Raw genomic sequence first — 18,574 nt, 5'->3', positions numbered from 1 at the left:
TTATTATCAATTCCTTCTCTAACAGAAGTACTTTTGACAAATTATCCTTCAGTGTTGCAATTATTATGCTAATTTAAAACGCCCAACTTAAAAAAACACCATATTCATGATAGAGACTTATCAACTAATGCATTAAAGAGGTTATTGGCATGCTATTTCTCACTAAAAAAAATTAATTCAGCTTTAATGTTGCTCTGATCTTTTTTGTACATCGTAAATGATAAGGGCAGGTTTATTTAATTTTTAAGAGAAAAAGGGAGTCTAACAACTTCGATTACTTTCAACCCTTCTTTATTTCGAGCAGGTTCCCATTTAACATTTTCGGTGATTTGATAGGAAATTCTTTTAATTTCTTCATTGAAAGATTCCTTTTCACCAAAAGTGGATACATTCAAGATGTTACCATCTGCATCGATTTTCAAAATAATTTCCGTTTTAAAGGGTCCTTCACCAGACGGGACGTATTCCTTGGCCACCTCTTCTTTAACCTTCTTAATAAATGCTCTATTTCCTCCAGGGAATTGTGCTGGGAAAATCATCACTGGTGGAGGCGGAACTGATGCATCCTGTGGACTCCTTGATTCATATTTTGCAGAAACAGTTGGAGTAGATTTTTGATCCTTTTTCTGTGCCCAAAGCAAATTGAAACTTAGTAGCACCACTATGAATATTAATTTTCTCATATAACTAAATTACTAAAAATTTTCTATTAGTATGAAGAAATCTCGTTTTTTTTAAACCATTTCTTAAACGGAGAAAGTTTTAATTTAATTAAATGTGATTTCTACTTCTTAATTTTCGATATCAATATTATATTTGTCCAACAGACCAGAAATTCCCGAGACCGAAAATTTTGCTTTTCTGATTCTATTATTTTCCGGATCAATAGAGTAATTGAAAGCCGTCCGAAAATCTGCCTTTTCTAGAATGTTGTTTGCAAAAACAGACCGTAACAAATCTGAGTTTTCAAATATCACCTCCGTCAAGTTGGTGTCGGAAAAGTAGATTTCTCTCAACTGACAATCTTTAAATATTGTTTTCTTGATATTCAACTGAACAAATGAAGAGTGATTTAACTGGCAACGATCAAAAGAAAATGAAAGCCCGAAATCATTACAATTTTGAAATTGTAAACCAAGCATTTTACAATCTATAAATTTTACATCTCGAAGTACTGTTCCATTTAGCAAGGCCAAACTCAAATTACAATCATGGAATTCGCACTCAACGAATTTAAAGTCTGATAGATTGGTCTGTTCAAAATTGCAATTTTTAAAAATACAGTTATCGTAATCACCTTTCTCCAGCATAATACGTGCAAAGTCCAGTTTGTTAAAAATTTGATCTTGTATAAATATTTGTGACATTTTTAGATTTAAATGATTTTAAGAATTTCAAATCGGAAGTTGATGTTTACTCTGTAAAAACTTCTCAAAAATATAGAAAACTAGAAAAGAAATTTGTTTTCAAAATATTTTAGAACAAATGCAATTATAAATGCGAAAATCAAAAAAATCAGATTTCTCTCTTTCTTTTGATGTTGCAATAATTCTAGCAATATTCTTTTTAATTTTTGCCAATCAAAAGCTAAAATAGCAAGAACCAATATCTGATAAAATATCGCCGTCCTTAATGCAGGGATTTCATATAAGTAATTTTGAATAATGATATTGGCCAAAATTACGGTTAGCAACAGAGATCCAAAAATTCTAGTCCGGTGATGCAATAACGCTAATGCACCGCCCACTTCTAAAACCCCGATAATGATGGGATAGGTTTTTGTAAAACTGTAAAAAGCCCACATTACCTGATGTCCTTCAGACAGGTCAGAATTAGGACCAGTGGTGAAATCTGCAAACTGAATAGGTTTTGCCAATCCATAAACAAGCATTGATCCCGATACTATAAAAATCATTGTCCACAATAGTAAATAGCTTAATTTTTGCCCGGTCGTTTTCATAAGGGAAATTATTTTTAATTCTCACTAAGAATTGAATGTACAAACCACAATGTTACTAATTTCATTTGGCATATTTGTATAGATTTCACTACTTTGCAAGTTCTACTATATTAAGAATTTTTTTCTAATAAGATCTCGCTGCTGCTCGAATTAATAAAAATTCCACACTATCTGCACAAATAGTTCTTATAAATAAAAAATTACGCTATATTTGCAAACTAAATTTCAGAGTTAAAAATGAGCACAATATTTACCTTATTCATGATTTTGATCATGATTGCAAGTGTTTTACTAGTTATCATCGTTATGGCCCAAAATCCAAAAGGAGGCGGTCTTTCGGGAACGTTTGGCGGAACTTCTTCAGCCCAATTTGGAGTTCAGAGAACCAATGATTTTATGGAAAAAGCAACTTGGACTTTAGGAATTATTATTGTTGCATTAATTTTACTAAGTGTAGTTTTAACAGCAAAACCTACCACAGCTTTTCAGAAAACTCCAGCTAAGAAAGAAGCTCCAGCTCCGCAAACTGCACCAGGTACTAATAACGCAGCTACTTTGCCTGCACCTACTACACCAGCGCCGGTGACTAAATAATAGAAAGATATTTTACGATATATTAAAAGAGGTACTCAATTGAGTATCTCTTTTCTATTTAGGTCATTCAGATTATGAAAAGCGGATGGCCATCTTTCCAGTAATAATCTTGATCTGTTAGAAATAAACATTCAATCCAGGCATCTAAGGACATCATCTTCAAAGTGTCATTATCTAATTTCTTAAAATCTATCTTGAAGAAACCAGGATATATTTCCACCTTTTCTCGATCTAAGACACATACATTTTCTTTGTTGTAAAAAGGATAATTTCTAATGTCTGCATTCGTAGTCACTAATTTCTTTCCTGCAGCCAAAGCTTCAAAGGTTCTCATAGTTAATCCTTCTTGGAAAGGTTTATTAATATCTAAAACACAACGCGAATTATTATAGATCTCTGCAATCTCAGAATGCTGTAGTTTTTTGAAGCTTAATTTTTTAATATCAAAAATAAGTAAATGATGATCGAAGATTTTCTTCAACTTAAAAACTATTTTACTTTGTGCATAATAATAAAAAAAACTCTTAAGCCCTTTTTCCTTACAAAGCTGTCTAACTTTTTCTCCAATCAAGTATCGATCCGTATGAGCGCTTCCAATAAATACCAAATCATATTTTAGAGGAACTTTTGAAGCAGAGAGTTGATACTCATTCAGAAAAAAAAGTGGTCGGAAATGCAACCTGTATTGATGAGCATCTTTAGGTTCGAAAGTAAAATTTTTATCAAAATAAGAATACAATTTTAGAAACCTGGGATATTCCTCTGCCGAATCGTAGGAATAATAAATCATAGTGGTCGTAGGATGATTTATTCTAAATTTTTCTAAGAAAAGAAGCGGAACTGTTTCGCCTTTAATTAAAAGGAAAAAATCATAATCTTTGGTTTTTATATCTTTTAATATGAATTGATAGTAGCGCTTAATTCTTTTTAAATAAAGATTTCTTTTGACACGAATAATTCCTTTTGCAAGTATGGACTCCGAAGGCCTTTCATTATAAAAATCCACTTCCGCCCCCAATTCGCGAAGCCGATTGACAATCGCTTCTTCATAACCGAAAAAGTGCGCGGAGAGAAATAAGATTTTTTTACCGTTCAAATTCATGATTTCAAAAATCCTTTGTCCTTCAATTCTTGAAAAGACACATTCAAATGATTATCGTTCCGAGGTTGTTGCATTACCCAGTTGGTAAAATCACTAATTCCATTTTCAAAACTCACTTTGGGTTGAAATTTAAGGAGTTGTTTTGCTTTCGTTACATCTGCAAAATTATGCCGAATATCTCCAACTCGAAATTCACCTGAAATCTCTGTCGGAACATTAATCTCGTACGCGCTAACTAACAAATTGGCCATGGAGAAAACAGTTTTAGCTACTCCACTTCCTATATTAATAATTTCATTATTAGCAGTTTCCATCTCTAAACTTCTGATGGTTGCCTCTACCGTATCTTCGATATTGACGAAATCCCGCGTCATTAAACCATCTTCAAAAATATTTAACGATTTTCCATTTAAAATTTGGGTCGAAAAAATGGATAAGATTCCAGTATATGGATTGAGTAATGATTGTCCGGTACCAAAGACATTCTGATAACGCAGAATCACGTAATTAATCCCAACCGATCCGCAGATCAGTTGTACCATTTGTTCCTGCTGGAGTTTTGTCAGACCGTAATAGGAAGTTGGATGTAATTTTGAATCTTCATCAGTAGCTAAAGCTTCAAGAAACTGTCCATTTTTATCCGTCATTTCAAAGTTTCCCTGCTGCATATTATCAACAGATCTACATTCCGGATAGACCACTTCGGAATTCATCCTTTTATATTTTCCTTCTCCATAAACCGCTCGGGAAGAAGCAAGAATAAATTTCTTAACCGAATTTTTGTTATTAACCAAAACATCTAAAATCAAGGCAGTCCCGGAAACATTTACCTTACTGTACTTTTCAATCTCATACATGGATTGTCCTGTCCCGGTTTCTGCCGCCAAATGAATAATTGCATCCTGCCCTTTAACGGATCTTTCAATATCTTCTCTGCAAGTAACATTACCTCTAATAAAATTTACTTTTCCTAAAATGCTTTTGTATAAAGAAGAATCTTTGGGATTTAAACCGTGAATTTGCTCCGACAGGTTATCTAAAACCGTTACAACGTATCCTAGATCAACTAATTTCAAAGCTAAATTACTCCCGATAAAACCGACACCACCCGTGATTAATATATTTTTCAAACTAAGCTTCTGTTTTTTCCCAAACCTGAGTTTGCGGATTATATTTTTTTACAATTTTTGCCGGCGCTCCTACGATGACACAATAATCCGGAAACGAACCACGGACTACGGAATTTGCGCCCACAATACACTGTTTTCCTAATGTGGTTCCTGCCATGATCGCAGCACCCATTCCGATGAAACAGTTTTCTCCGATGGTGGTGTTTTTTACGGTGATTTTTTGATTGACAACGTGTTTTCCGATCTCAGTGTAATTATGATCGATATTGGTAATAAATACATTCGCCAAAATTAAAGAACTTTTACCTATTTCCAATTCCCCGGCTGAAGTGAGATGTACGTTTTGAGAAATCACAACATCATCGTGAATCACAATGCTTCCACCATCTTGAGTTTCCATTCTTAAATGAGGGAAAATTCTTACTTTTTTACCAATAAAAATATTCTTTAAACCTTTTACAAAAATAGGTTTGCCCATATAAGACGGCATACCCATTTTCCCAAAAAAAGGCGCGTACAGGACTGCCCGTAAACCCCAGAATAATTTATCGATCATAGTTTTGCTCTTAAGGGTCTCACCCAATATTTCAGTTTTGAAATTACAAAATAAAAGAGATATCGCCCAAAGTTAATTCTTTGCATCTTATACATCTCCAAAATATTTTTTTGAATTCCCTTTTCCATTTCCTTTAAATTGGCAGAAAGACCCGAAGCTCCAAATGATTTCTTACCGTTTCCGGTAATAACCAAGCTTTCTGATAAAAGAAACATCATATTATTTTTAGAAATACGCATCCAGTAATTAGCATCTTCAGAATACCGTTGGGTTTCGTCGAAAAATCCCGTATTGTCTAAAATTTTTCGTTTGAAAAGGGCGGTAGAAGTTTGTCCTGTAACCTTGAGCAATAATTTACTTAGTGTAATTTTTACCAAATTATATTCAGCATCAACCGAATAGGGAAAACTCACTATTTCATCATTCCATAAGCTGGTGATGAAATCAATTTTTAAATTCCCGTCTGACAGGTACTTCATCTGGCGTTCAGTTTTCATCGGTAACCATTCATCATCAGCATCTAAAAAAGCAATAAATTCTCCGGTTGCTATTTTTAATCCTGAATTTCGGGCATTAGAAACGCCCCCGTTTTTCTGGTTGATCAGTTGAATATTTAAAGTACTGTTTTTTCTGATAAAATCCTCAACAACTACTCTACTGTTATCGGTAGAACCGTCGTTCACCACAATGATCTCGAAATCACCTTTCCAGGTTTGATTTCTTACGGAAACCAAAGCTTTTACAATAGTTTGGTCACCATTATAAAGAGGAATAATTACCGAAATCACTTTAAGGTCTGCATTTAATTAATAGCTGTTTAAAAAGTCTAAAGTAAGAAATTCAGAATTGATGATTAATCTTTTTCATTATAAGGCAAACGGTTCTGAATCGATCTTCCCAAAGAGATCTCGTCTGCATATTCCAATTCATCACCCACTGAAATCCCACGTGCAATTGTAGAGAAACGGACTGGGGAATTTTTAAACTTCTTATAAATGTAGTACGCCGTGGTATCTCCTTCCATCGTTGCACTCAAGGCAAATATCAGTTCTTTTGTTTCGCCGTTTTCCAACTTTCTCTCGATTGATGAAATATTGAGTTTGTTCGGACCAATTCCTTCCATCGGCGAAATCTTACCACCCAAAACCAAATATTTTCCTCGGAACTTACCGGTATTTTCAATCGCCATCACATCGCGGACATCTTCGACCACGCAGAGTAATTCATCCGATCTTTTAGGATTTGCGCAAATCTCACAAACTTCTGAATCAGAAAAATTATGACATTCTTTACAATATTGAATATCAGTCACTAATTTCTTTAGAGCATCACCCAAAGCGGTAGCTTGACTTGCATTTTGTTTCAGAAGATGCAGAGCCAAACGCAGGGCTGATTTTTTTCCAATTCCTGGTAATCCGGAAATTTCTTCCACGGCTTTTGCTAAAACTTTGCTGGGATAATCCATTTCACAAAAATAAAGTTTAATCGCAGAAGTACCAAGTTTCCGAGTTTTTATTATCTTTAAGAAAAAATATAAATGATCCTACAAAACCTCAATTATCCGCTTGACTTCAAATTCAAAATTACAACGCTTTCAAGTGACTTTAATATTACCGATAAAAATGGTAATTATGTTGCTTATGTTCGTCAGAAAATGTTCAAACTTAAAGAAGATGTGATCGTTTTTAATGATGAATCAAAATCTAAAGAACTGTTTAGAATTAAAGCAGATCGTTGGTTAGATTTTAATGCAAGTTATTCCATGCAAGATCTTGTGAATAAACAGAATTATGGTAGGCTTGCCCGAAAAGGAATGCGCTCTTTTTGGAAATCTCACTACGACATTTTAGACGAAAACGACCAGACAAAATTTCAAATAAGCGAGGACAATGCTTGGGTGAAAATATTTGATGGCATTGTAGGTGAGATACCAGTTATTGGTATGTTCACCGGCTATTTTTTAAACCCATCTTACACTGTAAAGGATGCAAATGGCACAGAATATTTCAAATTAAAAAAAATGCCCTCTTTAATTGGTAGAAGATTTCAGTTAGACCGTCTAAAAGATATTGATGATCAAGATGAGTCCTTAGTGGTTTTATCATTCTTAATGATGGTATTACTTGAAAGGTCGCGTGGATAAAATAGTAACTTTATAAATATTTCGAATGAAAAAATTATTTCTAATTCCTTTGGTAATGTTGTTTTCATGCCAGAAAGAAAGTAAAACCGTAGATAACATTCTTATTAAAAATGATTCTGCGGCGATTCAAGTTGATTCTGCAGATATCCACGGGTCGGGAACGCCTAATGAGATCAATCTGGGAATTTTTAAATTTCCTGCTGAAGTAAATGGTTGCTCCTGTTATTTCTCTAAAAACAAAGAAGATTTCGACCAAGAAAAATATATTTATATTGATGATTACGGCAACACTGCATATGTAAAAATTGATGATAAAATGGTAAAAATCCCAATGAAAGAAGGTGATTTTGATCCTGAGAACTTCAGTAAAACTATCAAAAACGATGATGTTACGATTACCATTGATGGAAAGAAAATCAAAGAAATGGAAGAGGTAATGATGTTTGAAGGAACGATGACCGTCGAAAATAAAAAGGGCGAAAAAACCATTACCTCGATTTATGGAGAATGTGGTTGTTAAATACTCTTAAATATAAAATATTACGCTTTTGAAAATTTCAAGAGCGTTTTTTTATTCGTAATTTTGGACTAAATAAATTATAAAATGGAATTATCACAACTCGAACCGCAAATTATCTGGAAAAATTTTTCAGCTCTGAATTCAGTTCCCCGACCATCAAAAAAAGAAGAAAAAGTGATTGAATTTATCAAGAATTTTGGCGAAAAGCTCAGTTTAGAAACCAGAGTTGATGAAGTAGGAAATGTAATCATCAAAAAACCTGCGACATCAGGAATGGAAGATCGAAAATCAATCATCTTACAGTCTCATCTGGACATGGTTTGTCAGAAAAATAATGATGTGAATTTCGATTTTGAAACCGAAGGGATACAGATGGAAGTTGTTGGAGATTGGGTAAAAGCAAAAGGGACTACTTTAGGAGCAGATAATGGATTGGGAGTTGCATCGATAATGAGTATTTTGGAAAGCAATGATATTCCTCATCCAGCTTTGGAAGCACTTTTTACCATAGATGAAGAAACGGGTATGACTGGTGCATTCGGTTTAAAACCTGGTGAGCTTGAAGGTCAAATACTATTAAATCTGGATACTGAGGAAGATGATGAAATCGATATTGGTTGTGCAGGCGGAATTGATGTAACTGCATCACAAAATTACGGATTACAAGATGCAAAAGGGCAAATCGTAAAAATCACGGTTAAAGGTTTACAAGGTGGACATTCAGGAATGGATATTCATAAAGGTTTCGGAAACTCCAATGTTCTTTTAGGAAGATTATTATATTCTGGGCTTGAAAACCAAATCATCCAGTTGATTTCTATCGACAGCGGCAGTTTACGAAATGCCATCCCTAGAGAAGGGAATGCAGTTTTATCCGTAAGAAATGCAGTGGAATTTATCGAGCAGGCAAATGAAATGAAATTTGCAATAATGCAAGAATTTGAGTCTGTTGAAAAAGATTTACTTATTAATATCGAGAATTTCACCTCCGCTGAAAAAGCGATTTCTGAAGAAGATTCTAAAAAAATTATTTTAGCTTTAAAATCAGCGCACAACGGTGTTTATAGAATGTCACCCGATGTCGAAGATCTGGTAGAGGCTTCTAACAATATTGCAAGAGTAGAATTAAAAAATGGAGGATTGAAGATTCTAAATCTTTCACGTTCGTCTGTTGATTCTTCAAAATATGCAGTTGCAGAGCAATTAAAATCAGTTTATGAACTGGCAGGAATGGAAGTGGAGTTTAATGGTTCATATCCAGGTTGGAAACCGAAACCAGGTTCTGAAATCGTACAGGTAATGGAGAAGATCTACGAAAAAGACTTCGGTGAAAAGCCACAAGTGGTTGCATGTCATGCTGGTTTAGAATGTGGTATTATTGGCGCTAATTATCCTGAAATGGAAATGGTAAGTTTCGGACCGACGATCCGTGGGGCACACTCGCCGGATGAGAAAGCCAGTATCCCGTCCGTTCAAAAATACTGGGGATTCTTAAAAGAGATTTTAGCAAATATTCCAATGAAGTAATATCTTAGAAAATCACTCTAAAAAGCAAAATGCGCCCGTCGTATTTTGTTTTTTTTTTATCCTAAATATCCATAATTGCGAAATAGGTACTGCATCAAACTTAATTCAAAAAGTCACCTCTCAACCACATTATACTACAATCCTTTACGATTTTTAGGAGCGAACTTTCCCATTTCTCATGTTTTTTACCTTGGTTTTCTCCAGTAAAATTTGCTCATTGGTTAAAATATTGATCGATCCGATCCGCCGTTGCGTTAAAGATCTTATGCCTGTTAAAAAAGAAATTGGCTTTATCATTATTGTATCGTGTTTAAATGTTTTCATTAATATAAATTTGTTTGATTAAAAATTATTGTTCGTTGACTGAAATTTTTTTCTGAAATTATTAGGACTCTCTGAAGCTATTTTTTTGAAGTACTTGCCAAAGTGTGATTTATCTGAAAAACCTAATTCATACCCGATCTCAGCTACAGACAAATCGGTATTCAACAATAACCGTTCTGCTTGAAGTACCACTCTATTCTGAATATAAGTTTCCGCAGAAATTTCGAACTTCTCCTTTACTAAAGCATTGAGGTAATTGGCAGAAATATGCATTTTCTCTGCATAATCCGAAGTTCTTTTGAGCTCTTTAAAATAAAGGTTAACAAGTTTTCCAAAATTCTCTAAGTAGGAGTTTTTTCGACTTGTTTTTAAATTAATTGTGTTGATATTCTTCGTTTTACGAATATATTTCAGCATTGAAACCTTTAATAAAAGACAGATAATTTCTTTACTTAAAACCTCAGATTTTAAAACCTCTTTTTTAATATCTGCAAAACTTAATAAAAAATCGGCGTTTTCGTTTTTATTAAAATCGATATAGGAGGCAATTTGATTGAAAGCGGTATCATCTTTTATTTTTCTATTACCTGTATAAATTAAATTATAGAACGATTGAGTAAAAAGTACTGCTTCACCAGAAAATTCTTTTAAATCTGAAAGTTGACAAATCTGGTTGTAGTTCACAAAAAAGACTCGTCCTTTAACTATATCATAACTGTAATTATCGATGGTAAAAGTACCCGAACCTTTATGAACAAGCAATAAAGTGTAGAATTTAGTTTTTAGCGTGTTCTCACCAGAAAAGAGACAGATAAGATCATTTACTGTAGTGTGCAAGAAATCACCATCAAATGTAAATGGCTTTTTTAACGCGTTAATCGATAAAGATTTAATTTGATTGTCATACATCCGTGGTTCGTTTTACTTTTTTAACAAAGATAAAACAACCTTTTCTTTAAGTGACTATAAATGTACAGAAGGAATTAATTAACATTAATCTTACCTATTGGAAGTTTATTTTTTAAAATTACCGTTTCCACCTTTTTATCTACATAATCGCTGTTCATCGCACGTAGCACTGCCATATAATTCATGCTGAAATCCAAAGTATCTCCAACTTTAAAATCTTGTTCGTTTTCCCCTAAGTCCAGAATAAGCATATCTGAACTCGCACCAATCATTTCGATTCCGCTAACAAACGGCACAATATCATGGTAATCAATATCTAACAAGCCAATATCTACAATTGCTCTCACAGAAGATTTTCCTTTATCTTCCGCTGAAAAGACTGGAGTTTCACCTGTTAAATTAGTTCCTGCGGTACCAGAAGGTATCGTTGGTTTCTCCTGCATTTCTATAATTTCTGCAGTGAGCGTGAAAACATCGTGATACATCCCTTTAATTAAAGAATCTGTGTAAACATTTGTTCCAAAAAATAAAGTTTCACCAATCCGGAAATGATTAATGGATAGCGGTATTTCATCTTTGAAAATTAAGGGAATTGTAACAGAAGACCCACCAGAAATATACGGGATGGTATGACCAGAGTGTTCCTCAATAATTTGTTTAAAACTGCTTAGTTTAACCAACTTTTTTTCGTCCGGCAAGATTCCATTTAAGCAATTTAAATTGGTTCCAATCGCAACTACTTCAATATTAGGCAAAGCAAGAACGTCATCATAAAAACTCATTAGATTTCGTGCCATGACCCCTTCTCGTAACTCACCCATTTCTACCATGACGACTACTTTATGTATCTTATTTTGCTTTACAGCTTCAGCAGAAAGTTCTTCTAAGGTAGATAGCTCAGTATTAAAACTAACGTCGGCAAACTGAACGATACTTTTCGCCAACCGTTTCGCTGGCGGTTTTATATAGATGGTTTGGGTTTTGGGTGATAGTTTTTTGATGGTTTTCAAATTGCTCAATCTTGAATCGCAGATCTCTTTATCTGATAAATCAAGCAGAATATTAAGAAATTTTTCATTGCCACATAAAAGCTTGGCAACTATTGCCCACTCTATATTTCTAGACTTAAAAACTTGATCAAGAACTTTAAAGTTATGTTGAAGTTTTGTCGCGTGTAATGTAATATATGACATCTTATTTCTTCAATCTCATTTCGAGATATTTACTGGTAAAACCTAACTTTTCATACAAATGCTTTGCAGGATTATCGGGCTCACAGTGTAGGGCGATATCTCCTTCTGAAGATTCGATTGCTTTCTGCATTAATTGTTTTCCAATTCCCTGACCTCGCAAGTTTTTATCTGTTGCTATATATACCAAAATATTTTCTGGAATATAGCTTACCATTCCTGTTTTGTTCACGACTACTGCACCTGCAATTTTTTTAGTTTCAGTATTTACAGCAGAAAGAACTACTCCACCCGGTTTATTATCTTCCGCAAAGGCATAATCAATTGCCTTTTCAATATCTGATTTTGGATCACCATATTGCTCAAGACTTTCAAAAAGAAAATCAATGATTTCTTTTTTTGTAGAAGCATCCGCAATTTCTTGATCGGTATAAGTATAAATTTTAATCATATTTTTATTTTATCCCGGAATTGGCAATGTTAAATCATAGCCAGTCATTTCTTCCGGATTATTTTTTATTTTGTTGAGTTTCGATTTTACTATAAACAATGGAACATCTGTATTATTGATCATTTTCTTAAAGAAATTATCCGATAGGAATGACTTCCAGATATCCTCGTCATAATCAGCAAGCATGATAATATCACTTTCTTTACTGTTAGCAACTTCTGATATAATTTGTGCATTATCATGGGAAAGTTTGAATTCCGAGATACAGTCCACTGATTTTGCTAGCTCCCTTTTCATTTCCAAAAAAGATGTTCTCACAGAAACCATTCGGTCTGGATCGCCAACTCCTAAAATATTAATGCCTCCTTTATTCTTTTTTGCGAGAAGTAAAGAAAGAGTTGCCTTTTGATCCAATTCATTTTGGACACGTACCGGAAAAAGTATCTTTTTAAATGTAGTTCTCTTGAAGGTTTGTGGAACTAAAAGTACAGAGCAATTTGCGTGCAAAAGTACATTGTAAGAATTTGAACCTAATATAAATTCCTTCATTTTCTGACGACCAGAAGTCCCGACGATCACCAAATCAATATTATCAGTAACCACAAGCTCATTAATACCATCTACAATACTTTGGTTACTAATTTTAGTTTCAACATCAAAGTTATACTTCTCTTTAAGTTCGATTGCTAATGCACGGACTTTTTCATTTGCCCTGTCGATATTTTCCTGAATCGTTTGCGAACCAATCACTTGCTTACCACCTCTGTCAATTAGAAAATAAGTATGAACCATATGAGTTACAATAAGCTTTGCGTTATGTCTTTGCGCCATTTTAACAGCGAGCTTAAGGGCATTTTTCGATTTATTCGAAAAATCAGTGGGTAGTAAGATTGTTTTTATAGTAGTGCTCATCTTCATCATTTTATTATTCATAACATTTCTAAATGCAAAATTACGAAGAAGAGTTCTGAAACAGTGTTAGTAACCAATTCATTAATGGTATGGATTACTTATTTTTTACAAGTATTTTATACGATATATTACTTAAATTAATTCCAGCTTTGGTCATGAAAAAACCGACAAACGCTTTCCTGTTAATTTTTAAATATTTTCAACAGCATCATTTTCGTTTAGACTTTTCTGTGGTGCTTGTGCCTGCTTACTAATTTTTTGTTTAAAATTGATAATGGGTTTATTTACACTCTATCGCTTACATGCATCATTTGGTAAGTGGCTACCGATTTTTTACTCAAAACGCATACTATCTATAATTTTTTATAAAAATTAAATCGTGTTTATATAGATTTAAAAAAATCCCTAATTGGAAACAATCATACTTATTTTATCGTAATTTGCAGGAAATAGTAAGATCATTATGAAAATAAATAAAATTGTAATTCTAATGCTGATGAGCGTTTTACTTACTTCCTGTGTAGTTTCTACTGTCGCTAAAGTGGTAACTACTACAGCAAAAATTGGTATCTCAGCAGTTAAGGGAACCGTAAAAGTGGTGAGTTGGGCAGTAAAAAAAGCTGAAGGAAAAATTGATGATGATCGTTTAGACGGAATCTGGAAAGTAGTAGGGGTCTATAATGGAACTTATGAACAGTTTACACAAGATGGCGATCCTGCAAACAACTTTAAAAGTGAGTGCGGTGATACTTTTGAGGTCATAGAATTCAAATCTAATAAAGGAAAATTTCAACCAATTCACTGTCAAACAGAAAAGGAAGACTGGGTTAAATACAAATTTGAATTCGGTAAAAATCCGCTCACAAAAAATAAAGAAAATTATCTGAAATATAATTCAAGCAACTATATTTCTATTATCGATGTTACCAGTAAAACAATGGTTTTAGAAGGAAATCTGATGCAGAGTTATGCATTCTCTGGTGGCAAGCTGTATCTCTTCGAAAAAGTAAAATAGAACCTCCCTCAATTACATCGATACTATTATAAAAAGTCTGTATAAATTCTGTCATTAAAATTTACTCTATTAATCATCATTATTTTAGCTTTCACATTTTCGATTGAAATTTAAGCAAAATATTTAAATCTTCTCCTATTCTGTTAAGTCAGAGAGAATTTTATTATCCAAAAATGTAATTTTATAGGACATTGTGGTATAATCAATGTGAGAGAATGACTTAAAAAATGAATCCGATTATTGAACATCTTCCGAGAACTAAACTGAACTGGAGTCGCTTTATTAATAAAAAGGATTTATTAAGAAGTCAGATCACACTAAATTACTAAGTTGATTAGAAAATTAAATAAAGTTTATCACTTTTCTTGCATTATATTAAGTAATTTTGTACCTTATCAGATAATCAAAAAATAAAGAAAAATATATGGCGGATTCTTTCTCCAAAAAAGAAAATTTTAAGAAAAAACTTCAAAAGCAAAAAGAAAAGGCAATGCGTCGTGAAGAGCGCAAAGAAAGTAATGACAAAGGAAAAGGTCTTGACGACATGATCATGTACGTAGATGCCAATGGTCAGTTCACAAGTACGCCTCCTAACAGAAGCGATGATGAAGGTGTGGATCTAAGTACGATTCAGCTGGGCGCTGCCCCGATCGAAGCCGAAGAAGTTGTAAAATCAGGGACTATTACTTTTTTCAGTGAAAAAGGGTATGGATTTATTACTGAAGAGAAAAGCAAGGAAAATATTTTCTTCCACAGCAACAATTGCTCAGAGATGGTAAAAAAAGGAAATAGAGTTTCATTTGAAATAGAAAAGTCACCAAAAGGACTTGTCGCAGTAGATATTAAGGTAATCAAATAGCAAAATAAAAAAGCTGTTTCAATTGTAATTGTAACGGCTTTTCTTATGTCTTTACTTTGGCCTTCTATCTAAGAATGGTTCATTAATATAGAATTCTCACTAAATCATTTGAAATATTGAGACATTTTTTCTTCTTAGTAAATATCCTTTTTTTGCAATTTAAAATTAGTTCTGTATTCCAATTCAAAATTTTATTTGGATGAATTTTAGAATAGATAGGTTGCAGAATCCTCATTACATGAAGATAAAAATAAATAATTAAAGAATTGGATCGTTTTTCTTCAATAGGAAAAACTAGATAAACTCTTCTTCTTTTCGAATTTATAATTAATTTTCTCTTTTCTTCTGTGCATCCACATTCCGTTGAATGGTATGTTTTGGTCGGGACCATTTTGGCTTTTCCCCTAAAGCATGATAGTGAAGCTCCTCAACTTCCACTGTCTTTGGTTGTGTATGCTTTTCAAAGGGCTGTTGTGGTACCAATCCTAACTCTTGAAACATTTTCATATCTTCATTTACGTCAGGGTTTGGTGTGGTGAGTAATTTATCTCCGGCAAATATGGAGTTTGCTCCGGCGAAGAAGCATAGGGCTTGCCCTTCACGGCTCATGTTGGATCGTCCTGCTGATAAGCGGACTTGAGTTTCGGGCAATAGAATTCTTGCTGTAGCAACCATGCGTACCATTTCCCAAATTGTTACGAGGTCCAAATCACCTATGGGTGTACCTTCTACAGGAACCAAGGAATTAATAGGAACAGATTCTGGCTGAGGCGTCATCGACGCTAAGGTAATCAACATATCGGCACGATTCTCTATACTTTCCCCCATCCCAATAATTCCACCACTACAAACGGTGATATTCGTTTTACGCACATTTTCAATCGTTTCCAGACGATCTTTAAAACCTCTTGTAGAAATGATCTCTTCATAATATTCCTCAGATGAATCTATATTATGATTGTAAGCGTACAGCCCAGCCTCTGAAAGTCGCTGCGCCTGATTTTCGGTGATCATCCCCAACGTGCAACATACTTCAACATCCAACTTGTTAAGAGACCTTACCATATCTAAAACCTGATCGAATTCGGGCCCATCTTTAACATTGCGCCACGCCGCTCCCATACATATTCTTGAACTTCCTGCCTTTTTTGCTTCTAACCCTTTGGCGATAACCTCATCAACTCCCATCAAAGCCTCAACTTTCACATTCGTATGATATCGTGCAGCTTGCGGACAGTACGCACAATCTTCAGGACAACCTCCTGTTTTTATGGAGACCAAAGTTGATATCTGTACTTTATTTGGGTCATGATACACACGATGGACCGTGGCAGCTTCGTAAAGCAATTCCATCATCGGTTTTTTATATAACGCAACTACCTCATCTCGGGTCCATTTTCTGGTTTGTTTCATCTTGTAAGTTTTAATGTTTTTAATATTATAAAGATCGTTAGCGTTGCGTCCATTGATATTTTATACCAAACCCAAACCATCGTGTAGGCATTGGCACCGCTCCAGCTTCTTTGTAAACCTCATTAAACAAGTTAGTTACTTCTGAATATAATAAAAACTTCTGCAATTGATAATTGATACGAATATCTGAAATATGATAGGAGTCTCCCAATTCACGCTTTAACCACCGGTCTTTAATATGTAATGAAAAATCGTTGATCCTATACTGAATTCCTGCAACAAACTGATGTTTCAAAGATTCTAAAGTATATTTAGATTGCGTTCCAGATAAAGTTTCAATGGACGGATTCATATAATTATAAGTCACTTGGTAACCCAGGGACTGTTCTGCAGATATTGTAAAATCCTGCTGCAATCTTCCATAAATACCGTGCATCTTATTTTCGCCTAAATTAACTGGAGAATAAGGCTGTGAAGGATTCTCCCGGACCCAGTCAATAAAATCACTGATATTTCTGTAAAAATATCCTGTTTTAAACTGAACATTTCCTTTACTGTACTGAACGTTTCCTTCGTAATTCCACGCATTTTCAGGTTGAAGGGATTCATTACCAATATTTCCCGGACGCTGATTTAAATATAAATCTGAAAACGAAGGGATTCGTTGGCCTGAACCAATACTTGTCGCGATCTTCCAATAATCATTCACAATATAAGCAAGATCCACTCCTGGATAAATCTGATAACCGAAATCAGTATTATAATTAGCATAAATACCCGCAGTTCCTTTAAATCTCTGCCCAAGACTTCCTTTATATTCTGCGTAAGCTCCATGATTATCACGTTCATGACTACCAATATTGGAACTGTTAATTTTTTCCAATCGCGACTCTAATCCAAAACCAAAAGTTCCGATATGCGTCTTAAGACTACTGTTTAATTCGAGCATCAGTGCATTGGTATAATGTAAAGAACGCGCTTTACTCAAATTATCTTTATAATATCGATAATCATCTTCTCCATAGCGATCGCTTACTCTTGGAGAAATCGTAAAATCACCAAAAGTATGTTTGGAAGAAATACTGAATATTGACGATTCGACATGTTCTTCCGAATTCACATCACCCGGAGCAGCATAAAAACCGTTGGCACCAAAGTGATTTTTAGAATAACCTGCCATGGCCTGAACACTGTTTTTGCTATTAAAATCATAGTTACCATTATAAAAAAGACGGATATTTTTAGATCCCGAGTTGTATCGCTGTCCATTGTAGTCACTTTGGGCTATCGATAAAAGTTGACTTTGTTTTTCCGTGCCGAAGATTCCGGTTACTTCAGCAGATCCACCACCATAAATCCCTGAACCATCTCCTTCTTCTTTAGATTTAAAAGAACTTCCTCCCTGAAGATCCACAGCAACAGAGGAGTGTTTTTCTTTTTTGGTAACAATATTCACGGCTCCTGTAAGCGCATTGATTCCATAAATCCTGGCGGCGGCACCTCTTATTACTTCGATATGATCGATCGCACTTAGCGGAACTGCAATATTCATCATATTATGAGCAGTTTGTGCATCAATCATCTTCACACCATTGATCAATACTAATGTTTGTTCTGAAGTACCACCATCAATCGAAATGTCTGCCTGCGTCCCGAATGGACCTCTTTGTCTAATATCTACACCACTACTATAAGATAGGATCTCATTTAGCGATCTGGCAGGAAGCTCCTTAATTTCTTTTTGTGTAATCACTTGAATATCTCGAGTAGATTCACTGAAAGGGGTTTGCAGTCGATTTCCCTGGATCAGCAGTTCTTGTATTTCAATAGATCGCTCCAAAGGATTAGAAACAGAATCTTTTTTTTGTGCGAAGCTGGGAACTGCAACAATAAGTCCTATAGTGACTATTACTTTTTTCATAACTATTCTTTAACGATACTATTTGAATTTGAGGCTGCAAAGATTTGA

General features: G+C 34.3%; 20 protein-coding genes. 6 read left to right on the top strand and 14 right to left on the bottom strand.

Features of this window, described 5'->3' with window-relative positions; translation table 11 throughout:
- Window positions 1-236 precede the first annotated feature (236 nt).
- The 3 genes from FNJ88_RS12350 to FNJ88_RS12340 all read right to left on the bottom strand — a co-directional run bounded on the left by FNJ88_RS12350 (window position 237) and on the right by FNJ88_RS12340 (window position 1,915).
- Window positions 237-683, bottom strand: a complete 447-nt coding sequence (locus FNJ88_RS12350; protein ID WP_143853537.1) for a hypothetical protein — start codon at window positions 681-683, stop codon at window positions 237-239.
- A gap of 108 nt (window positions 684-791) precedes the next feature.
- Window positions 792-1,367 carry a pentapeptide repeat-containing protein gene (locus tag FNJ88_RS12345; RefSeq protein WP_143853536.1) on the bottom strand — a complete coding sequence of 192 codons (576 nt, stop codon included), beginning with the start codon at window positions 1,365-1,367 and terminating at the stop codon, window positions 792-794.
- Between the two features lie 80 nt (window positions 1,368-1,447).
- Entirely contained in the window at window positions 1,448-1,915 is a 468-nt protein-coding gene (locus tag FNJ88_RS12340; protein WP_143853535.1) for a hypothetical protein, read from the bottom strand.
- Window positions 1,916-2,197: 282 nt separating this feature from the next.
- Between FNJ88_RS12340 and secG the strand changes: the two genes are divergently transcribed.
- A complete protein-coding gene (secG, locus tag FNJ88_RS12335) occupies window positions 2,198-2,554 on the top strand; it encodes a preprotein translocase subunit SecG (RefSeq protein ID WP_143853534.1) in 357 nt (118 codons plus the stop codon).
- A 67-nt stretch (window positions 2,555-2,621) separates the two neighbouring features.
- On the opposite strand, the gene FNJ88_RS12330 is transcribed toward secG, so the two are convergent.
- The 5 genes from FNJ88_RS12330 to recR form a co-directional block, all read right to left on the bottom strand.
- Window positions 2,622-3,656: a lipopolysaccharide biosynthesis protein gene (locus FNJ88_RS12330; RefSeq protein ID WP_143853533.1), complete on the bottom strand. Its 1,035-nt coding sequence runs from the start codon at window positions 3,654-3,656 to the stop codon at window positions 2,622-2,624.
- On the bottom strand, window positions 3,653-4,786 hold the full coding sequence (locus tag FNJ88_RS12325) for an NAD-dependent epimerase/dehydratase family protein (protein ID WP_143853532.1): 1,134 nt from the start codon (window positions 4,784-4,786) through the stop codon (window positions 3,653-3,655). The genes FNJ88_RS12330 and FNJ88_RS12325 overlap by 4 nt, the downstream gene beginning before the upstream one ends.
- 1 nt (window position 4,787) lies before the next feature.
- Window positions 4,788-5,342, bottom strand: coding sequence for an acyltransferase (locus tag FNJ88_RS12320; RefSeq protein WP_143853531.1), 555 nt, complete (start codon window positions 5,340-5,342; stop codon window positions 4,788-4,790).
- Window positions 5,339-6,130, bottom strand: a complete 792-nt coding sequence (locus tag FNJ88_RS12315; protein WP_143853528.1) for a glycosyltransferase family 2 protein — start codon at window positions 6,128-6,130, stop codon at window positions 5,339-5,341. Before FNJ88_RS12315 ends, FNJ88_RS12320 begins: the two co-directional genes overlap by 4 nt.
- Before the next feature lie 65 nt (window positions 6,131-6,195).
- The gene (recR, locus tag FNJ88_RS12310; RefSeq protein ID WP_143853526.1) at window positions 6,196-6,807 is read right to left on the bottom strand and encodes a recombination mediator RecR; all 612 of its coding nucleotides are present in this window, start codon (window positions 6,805-6,807) and stop codon (window positions 6,196-6,198) included.
- A gap of 72 nt (window positions 6,808-6,879) precedes the next feature.
- On the opposite strand from recR, the gene FNJ88_RS12305 reads away from it, so the two are divergent.
- The 3 genes from FNJ88_RS12305 (at window position 6,880) to FNJ88_RS12295 (ending at window position 9,532) form a co-directional block, all read left to right on the top strand.
- Window positions 6,880-7,485 carry a hypothetical protein gene (locus FNJ88_RS12305; protein WP_143853524.1) on the top strand — a complete coding sequence of 202 codons (606 nt, stop codon included), beginning with the start codon at window positions 6,880-6,882 and terminating at the stop codon, window positions 7,483-7,485.
- 25 nt (window positions 7,486-7,510) lie between these two features.
- The gene (locus tag FNJ88_RS12300) at window positions 7,511-8,005 is read left to right on the top strand and encodes a hypothetical protein (RefSeq protein WP_143853522.1); all 495 of its coding nucleotides are present in this window, start codon (window positions 7,511-7,513) and stop codon (window positions 8,003-8,005) included.
- 84 nt (window positions 8,006-8,089) lie between these two features.
- Window positions 8,090-9,532: an aminoacyl-histidine dipeptidase gene (locus FNJ88_RS12295; protein WP_143853520.1), complete on the top strand. Its 1,443-nt coding sequence runs from the start codon at window positions 8,090-8,092 to the stop codon at window positions 9,530-9,532.
- 342 nt (window positions 9,533-9,874) lie between these two features.
- Here FNJ88_RS12295 and FNJ88_RS12290 read toward each other — a convergent pair whose 3' ends face one another.
- The 4 genes from FNJ88_RS12290 to FNJ88_RS12275 form a co-directional block, all read right to left on the bottom strand.
- Entirely contained in the window at window positions 9,875-10,765 is an 891-nt protein-coding gene (locus FNJ88_RS12290) for an AraC family transcriptional regulator (RefSeq protein WP_143853518.1), read from the bottom strand.
- A gap of 74 nt (window positions 10,766-10,839) precedes the next feature.
- A complete protein-coding gene (locus tag FNJ88_RS12285) occupies window positions 10,840-11,958 on the bottom strand; it encodes an alanine racemase (RefSeq protein WP_143853516.1) in 1,119 nt (372 codons plus the stop codon).
- A gap of 1 nt (window position 11,959) precedes the next feature.
- Window positions 11,960-12,406, bottom strand: a complete 447-nt coding sequence (locus tag FNJ88_RS12280; RefSeq protein WP_143853514.1) for a GNAT family N-acetyltransferase — start codon at window positions 12,404-12,406, stop codon at window positions 11,960-11,962.
- 9 nt (window positions 12,407-12,415) lie between these two features.
- Window positions 12,416-13,318, bottom strand: coding sequence for a universal stress protein (locus FNJ88_RS12275; RefSeq protein WP_185145830.1), 903 nt, complete (start codon window positions 13,316-13,318; stop codon window positions 12,416-12,418).
- A gap of 463 nt (window positions 13,319-13,781) precedes the next feature.
- Here FNJ88_RS12275 and FNJ88_RS12270 point away from each other — a divergent pair, with 463 nt between their 5' ends.
- A complete protein-coding gene (locus FNJ88_RS12270; protein WP_228414530.1) occupies window positions 13,782-14,333 on the top strand; it encodes a hypothetical protein in 552 nt (183 codons plus the stop codon).
- Between the two features lie 424 nt (window positions 14,334-14,757).
- Window positions 14,758-15,192, top strand: a complete 435-nt coding sequence (locus tag FNJ88_RS12265; protein WP_143853510.1) for a cold shock domain-containing protein — start codon at window positions 14,758-14,760, stop codon at window positions 15,190-15,192.
- A gap of 327 nt (window positions 15,193-15,519) precedes the next feature.
- On the opposite strand, the gene bioB is transcribed toward FNJ88_RS12265, so the two are convergent.
- Together bioB and FNJ88_RS12255 are read right to left on the bottom strand one after the other, a co-directional pair.
- A complete protein-coding gene (gene bioB, locus FNJ88_RS12260; protein WP_143853508.1) occupies window positions 15,520-16,605 on the bottom strand; it encodes a biotin synthase BioB in 1,086 nt (361 codons plus the stop codon).
- A 37-nt stretch (window positions 16,606-16,642) separates the two neighbouring features.
- Complete coding sequence (locus FNJ88_RS12255; RefSeq protein ID WP_143853506.1) at window positions 16,643-18,526, bottom strand: TonB-dependent receptor plug domain-containing protein; 1,884 nt, start codon at window positions 18,524-18,526, stop codon at window positions 16,643-16,645.
- Between the last annotated feature and the right edge of the window lie 48 nt (window positions 18,527-18,574).

The organism is Chryseobacterium sp. SNU WT5 (assembly GCF_007362475.1).
Classification (GTDB): Bacteria; Bacteroidota; Bacteroidia; order Flavobacteriales; family Weeksellaceae; genus Kaistella.
The sequence above is the reverse complement of the archived record's forward strand: the minus strand, read 5'-3'. Positions and strand labels throughout refer to the sequence as shown.

What these genes read in the sequence shown, in the direction of transcription:
- bioB (WP_143853508.1), bottom strand. Translation starts at nt 16,605, where the DNA reads ATGAAACAAACCAGAAAATGGACCCGAGATGAGGTAGTTGCGTTATAT.
- FNJ88_RS12265 (WP_143853510.1), top strand. Translation starts at nt 14,758, where the DNA reads ATGGCGGATTCTTTCTCCAAAAAAGAAAATTTTAAGAAAAAACTTCAA.
- FNJ88_RS12295 (WP_143853520.1), top strand. Translation starts at nt 8,090, where the DNA reads ATGGAATTATCACAACTCGAACCGCAAATTATCTGGAAAAATTTTTCA.
- FNJ88_RS12320 (WP_143853531.1), bottom strand. Translation starts at nt 5,342, where the DNA reads ATGATCGATAAATTATTCTGGGGTTTACGGGCAGTCCTGTACGCGCCT.
- FNJ88_RS12330 (WP_143853533.1), bottom strand. Translation starts at nt 3,656, where the DNA reads ATGAATTTGAACGGTAAAAAAATCTTATTTCTCTCCGCGCACTTTTTC.
- FNJ88_RS12275 (WP_185145830.1), bottom strand. Translation starts at nt 13,318, where the DNA reads ATGAGCACTACTATAAAAACAATCTTACTACCCACTGATTTTTCGAAT.
- FNJ88_RS12305 (WP_143853524.1), top strand. Translation starts at nt 6,880, where the DNA reads ATGATCCTACAAAACCTCAATTATCCGCTTGACTTCAAATTCAAAATT.
- FNJ88_RS12345 (WP_143853536.1), bottom strand. Translation starts at nt 1,367, where the DNA reads ATGTCACAAATATTTATACAAGATCAAATTTTTAACAAACTGGACTTT.
- secG (WP_143853534.1), top strand. Translation starts at nt 2,198, where the DNA reads ATGAGCACAATATTTACCTTATTCATGATTTTGATCATGATTGCAAGT.
- FNJ88_RS12340 (WP_143853535.1), bottom strand. Translation starts at nt 1,915, where the DNA reads ATGATTTTTATAGTATCGGGATCAATGCTTGTTTATGGATTGGCAAAA.
- FNJ88_RS12270 (WP_228414530.1), top strand. Translation starts at nt 13,782, where the DNA reads ATGAAAATAAATAAAATTGTAATTCTAATGCTGATGAGCGTTTTACTT.
- FNJ88_RS12300 (WP_143853522.1), top strand. Translation starts at nt 7,511, where the DNA reads ATGAAAAAATTATTTCTAATTCCTTTGGTAATGTTGTTTTCATGCCAG.
- FNJ88_RS12350 (WP_143853537.1), bottom strand. Translation starts at nt 683, where the DNA reads ATGAGAAAATTAATATTCATAGTGGTGCTACTAAGTTTCAATTTGCTT.
- FNJ88_RS12285 (WP_143853516.1), bottom strand. Translation starts at nt 11,958, where the DNA reads ATGTCATATATTACATTACACGCGACAAAACTTCAACATAACTTTAAA.
- FNJ88_RS12290 (WP_143853518.1), bottom strand. Translation starts at nt 10,765, where the DNA reads ATGTATGACAATCAAATTAAATCTTTATCGATTAACGCGTTAAAAAAG.
- FNJ88_RS12280 (WP_143853514.1), bottom strand. Translation starts at nt 12,406, where the DNA reads ATGATTAAAATTTATACTTATACCGATCAAGAAATTGCGGATGCTTCT.
- FNJ88_RS12255 (WP_143853506.1), bottom strand. Translation starts at nt 18,526, where the DNA reads ATGAAAAAAGTAATAGTCACTATAGGACTTATTGTTGCAGTTCCCAGC.
- recR (WP_143853526.1), bottom strand. Translation starts at nt 6,807, where the DNA reads ATGGATTATCCCAGCAAAGTTTTAGCAAAAGCCGTGGAAGAAATTTCC.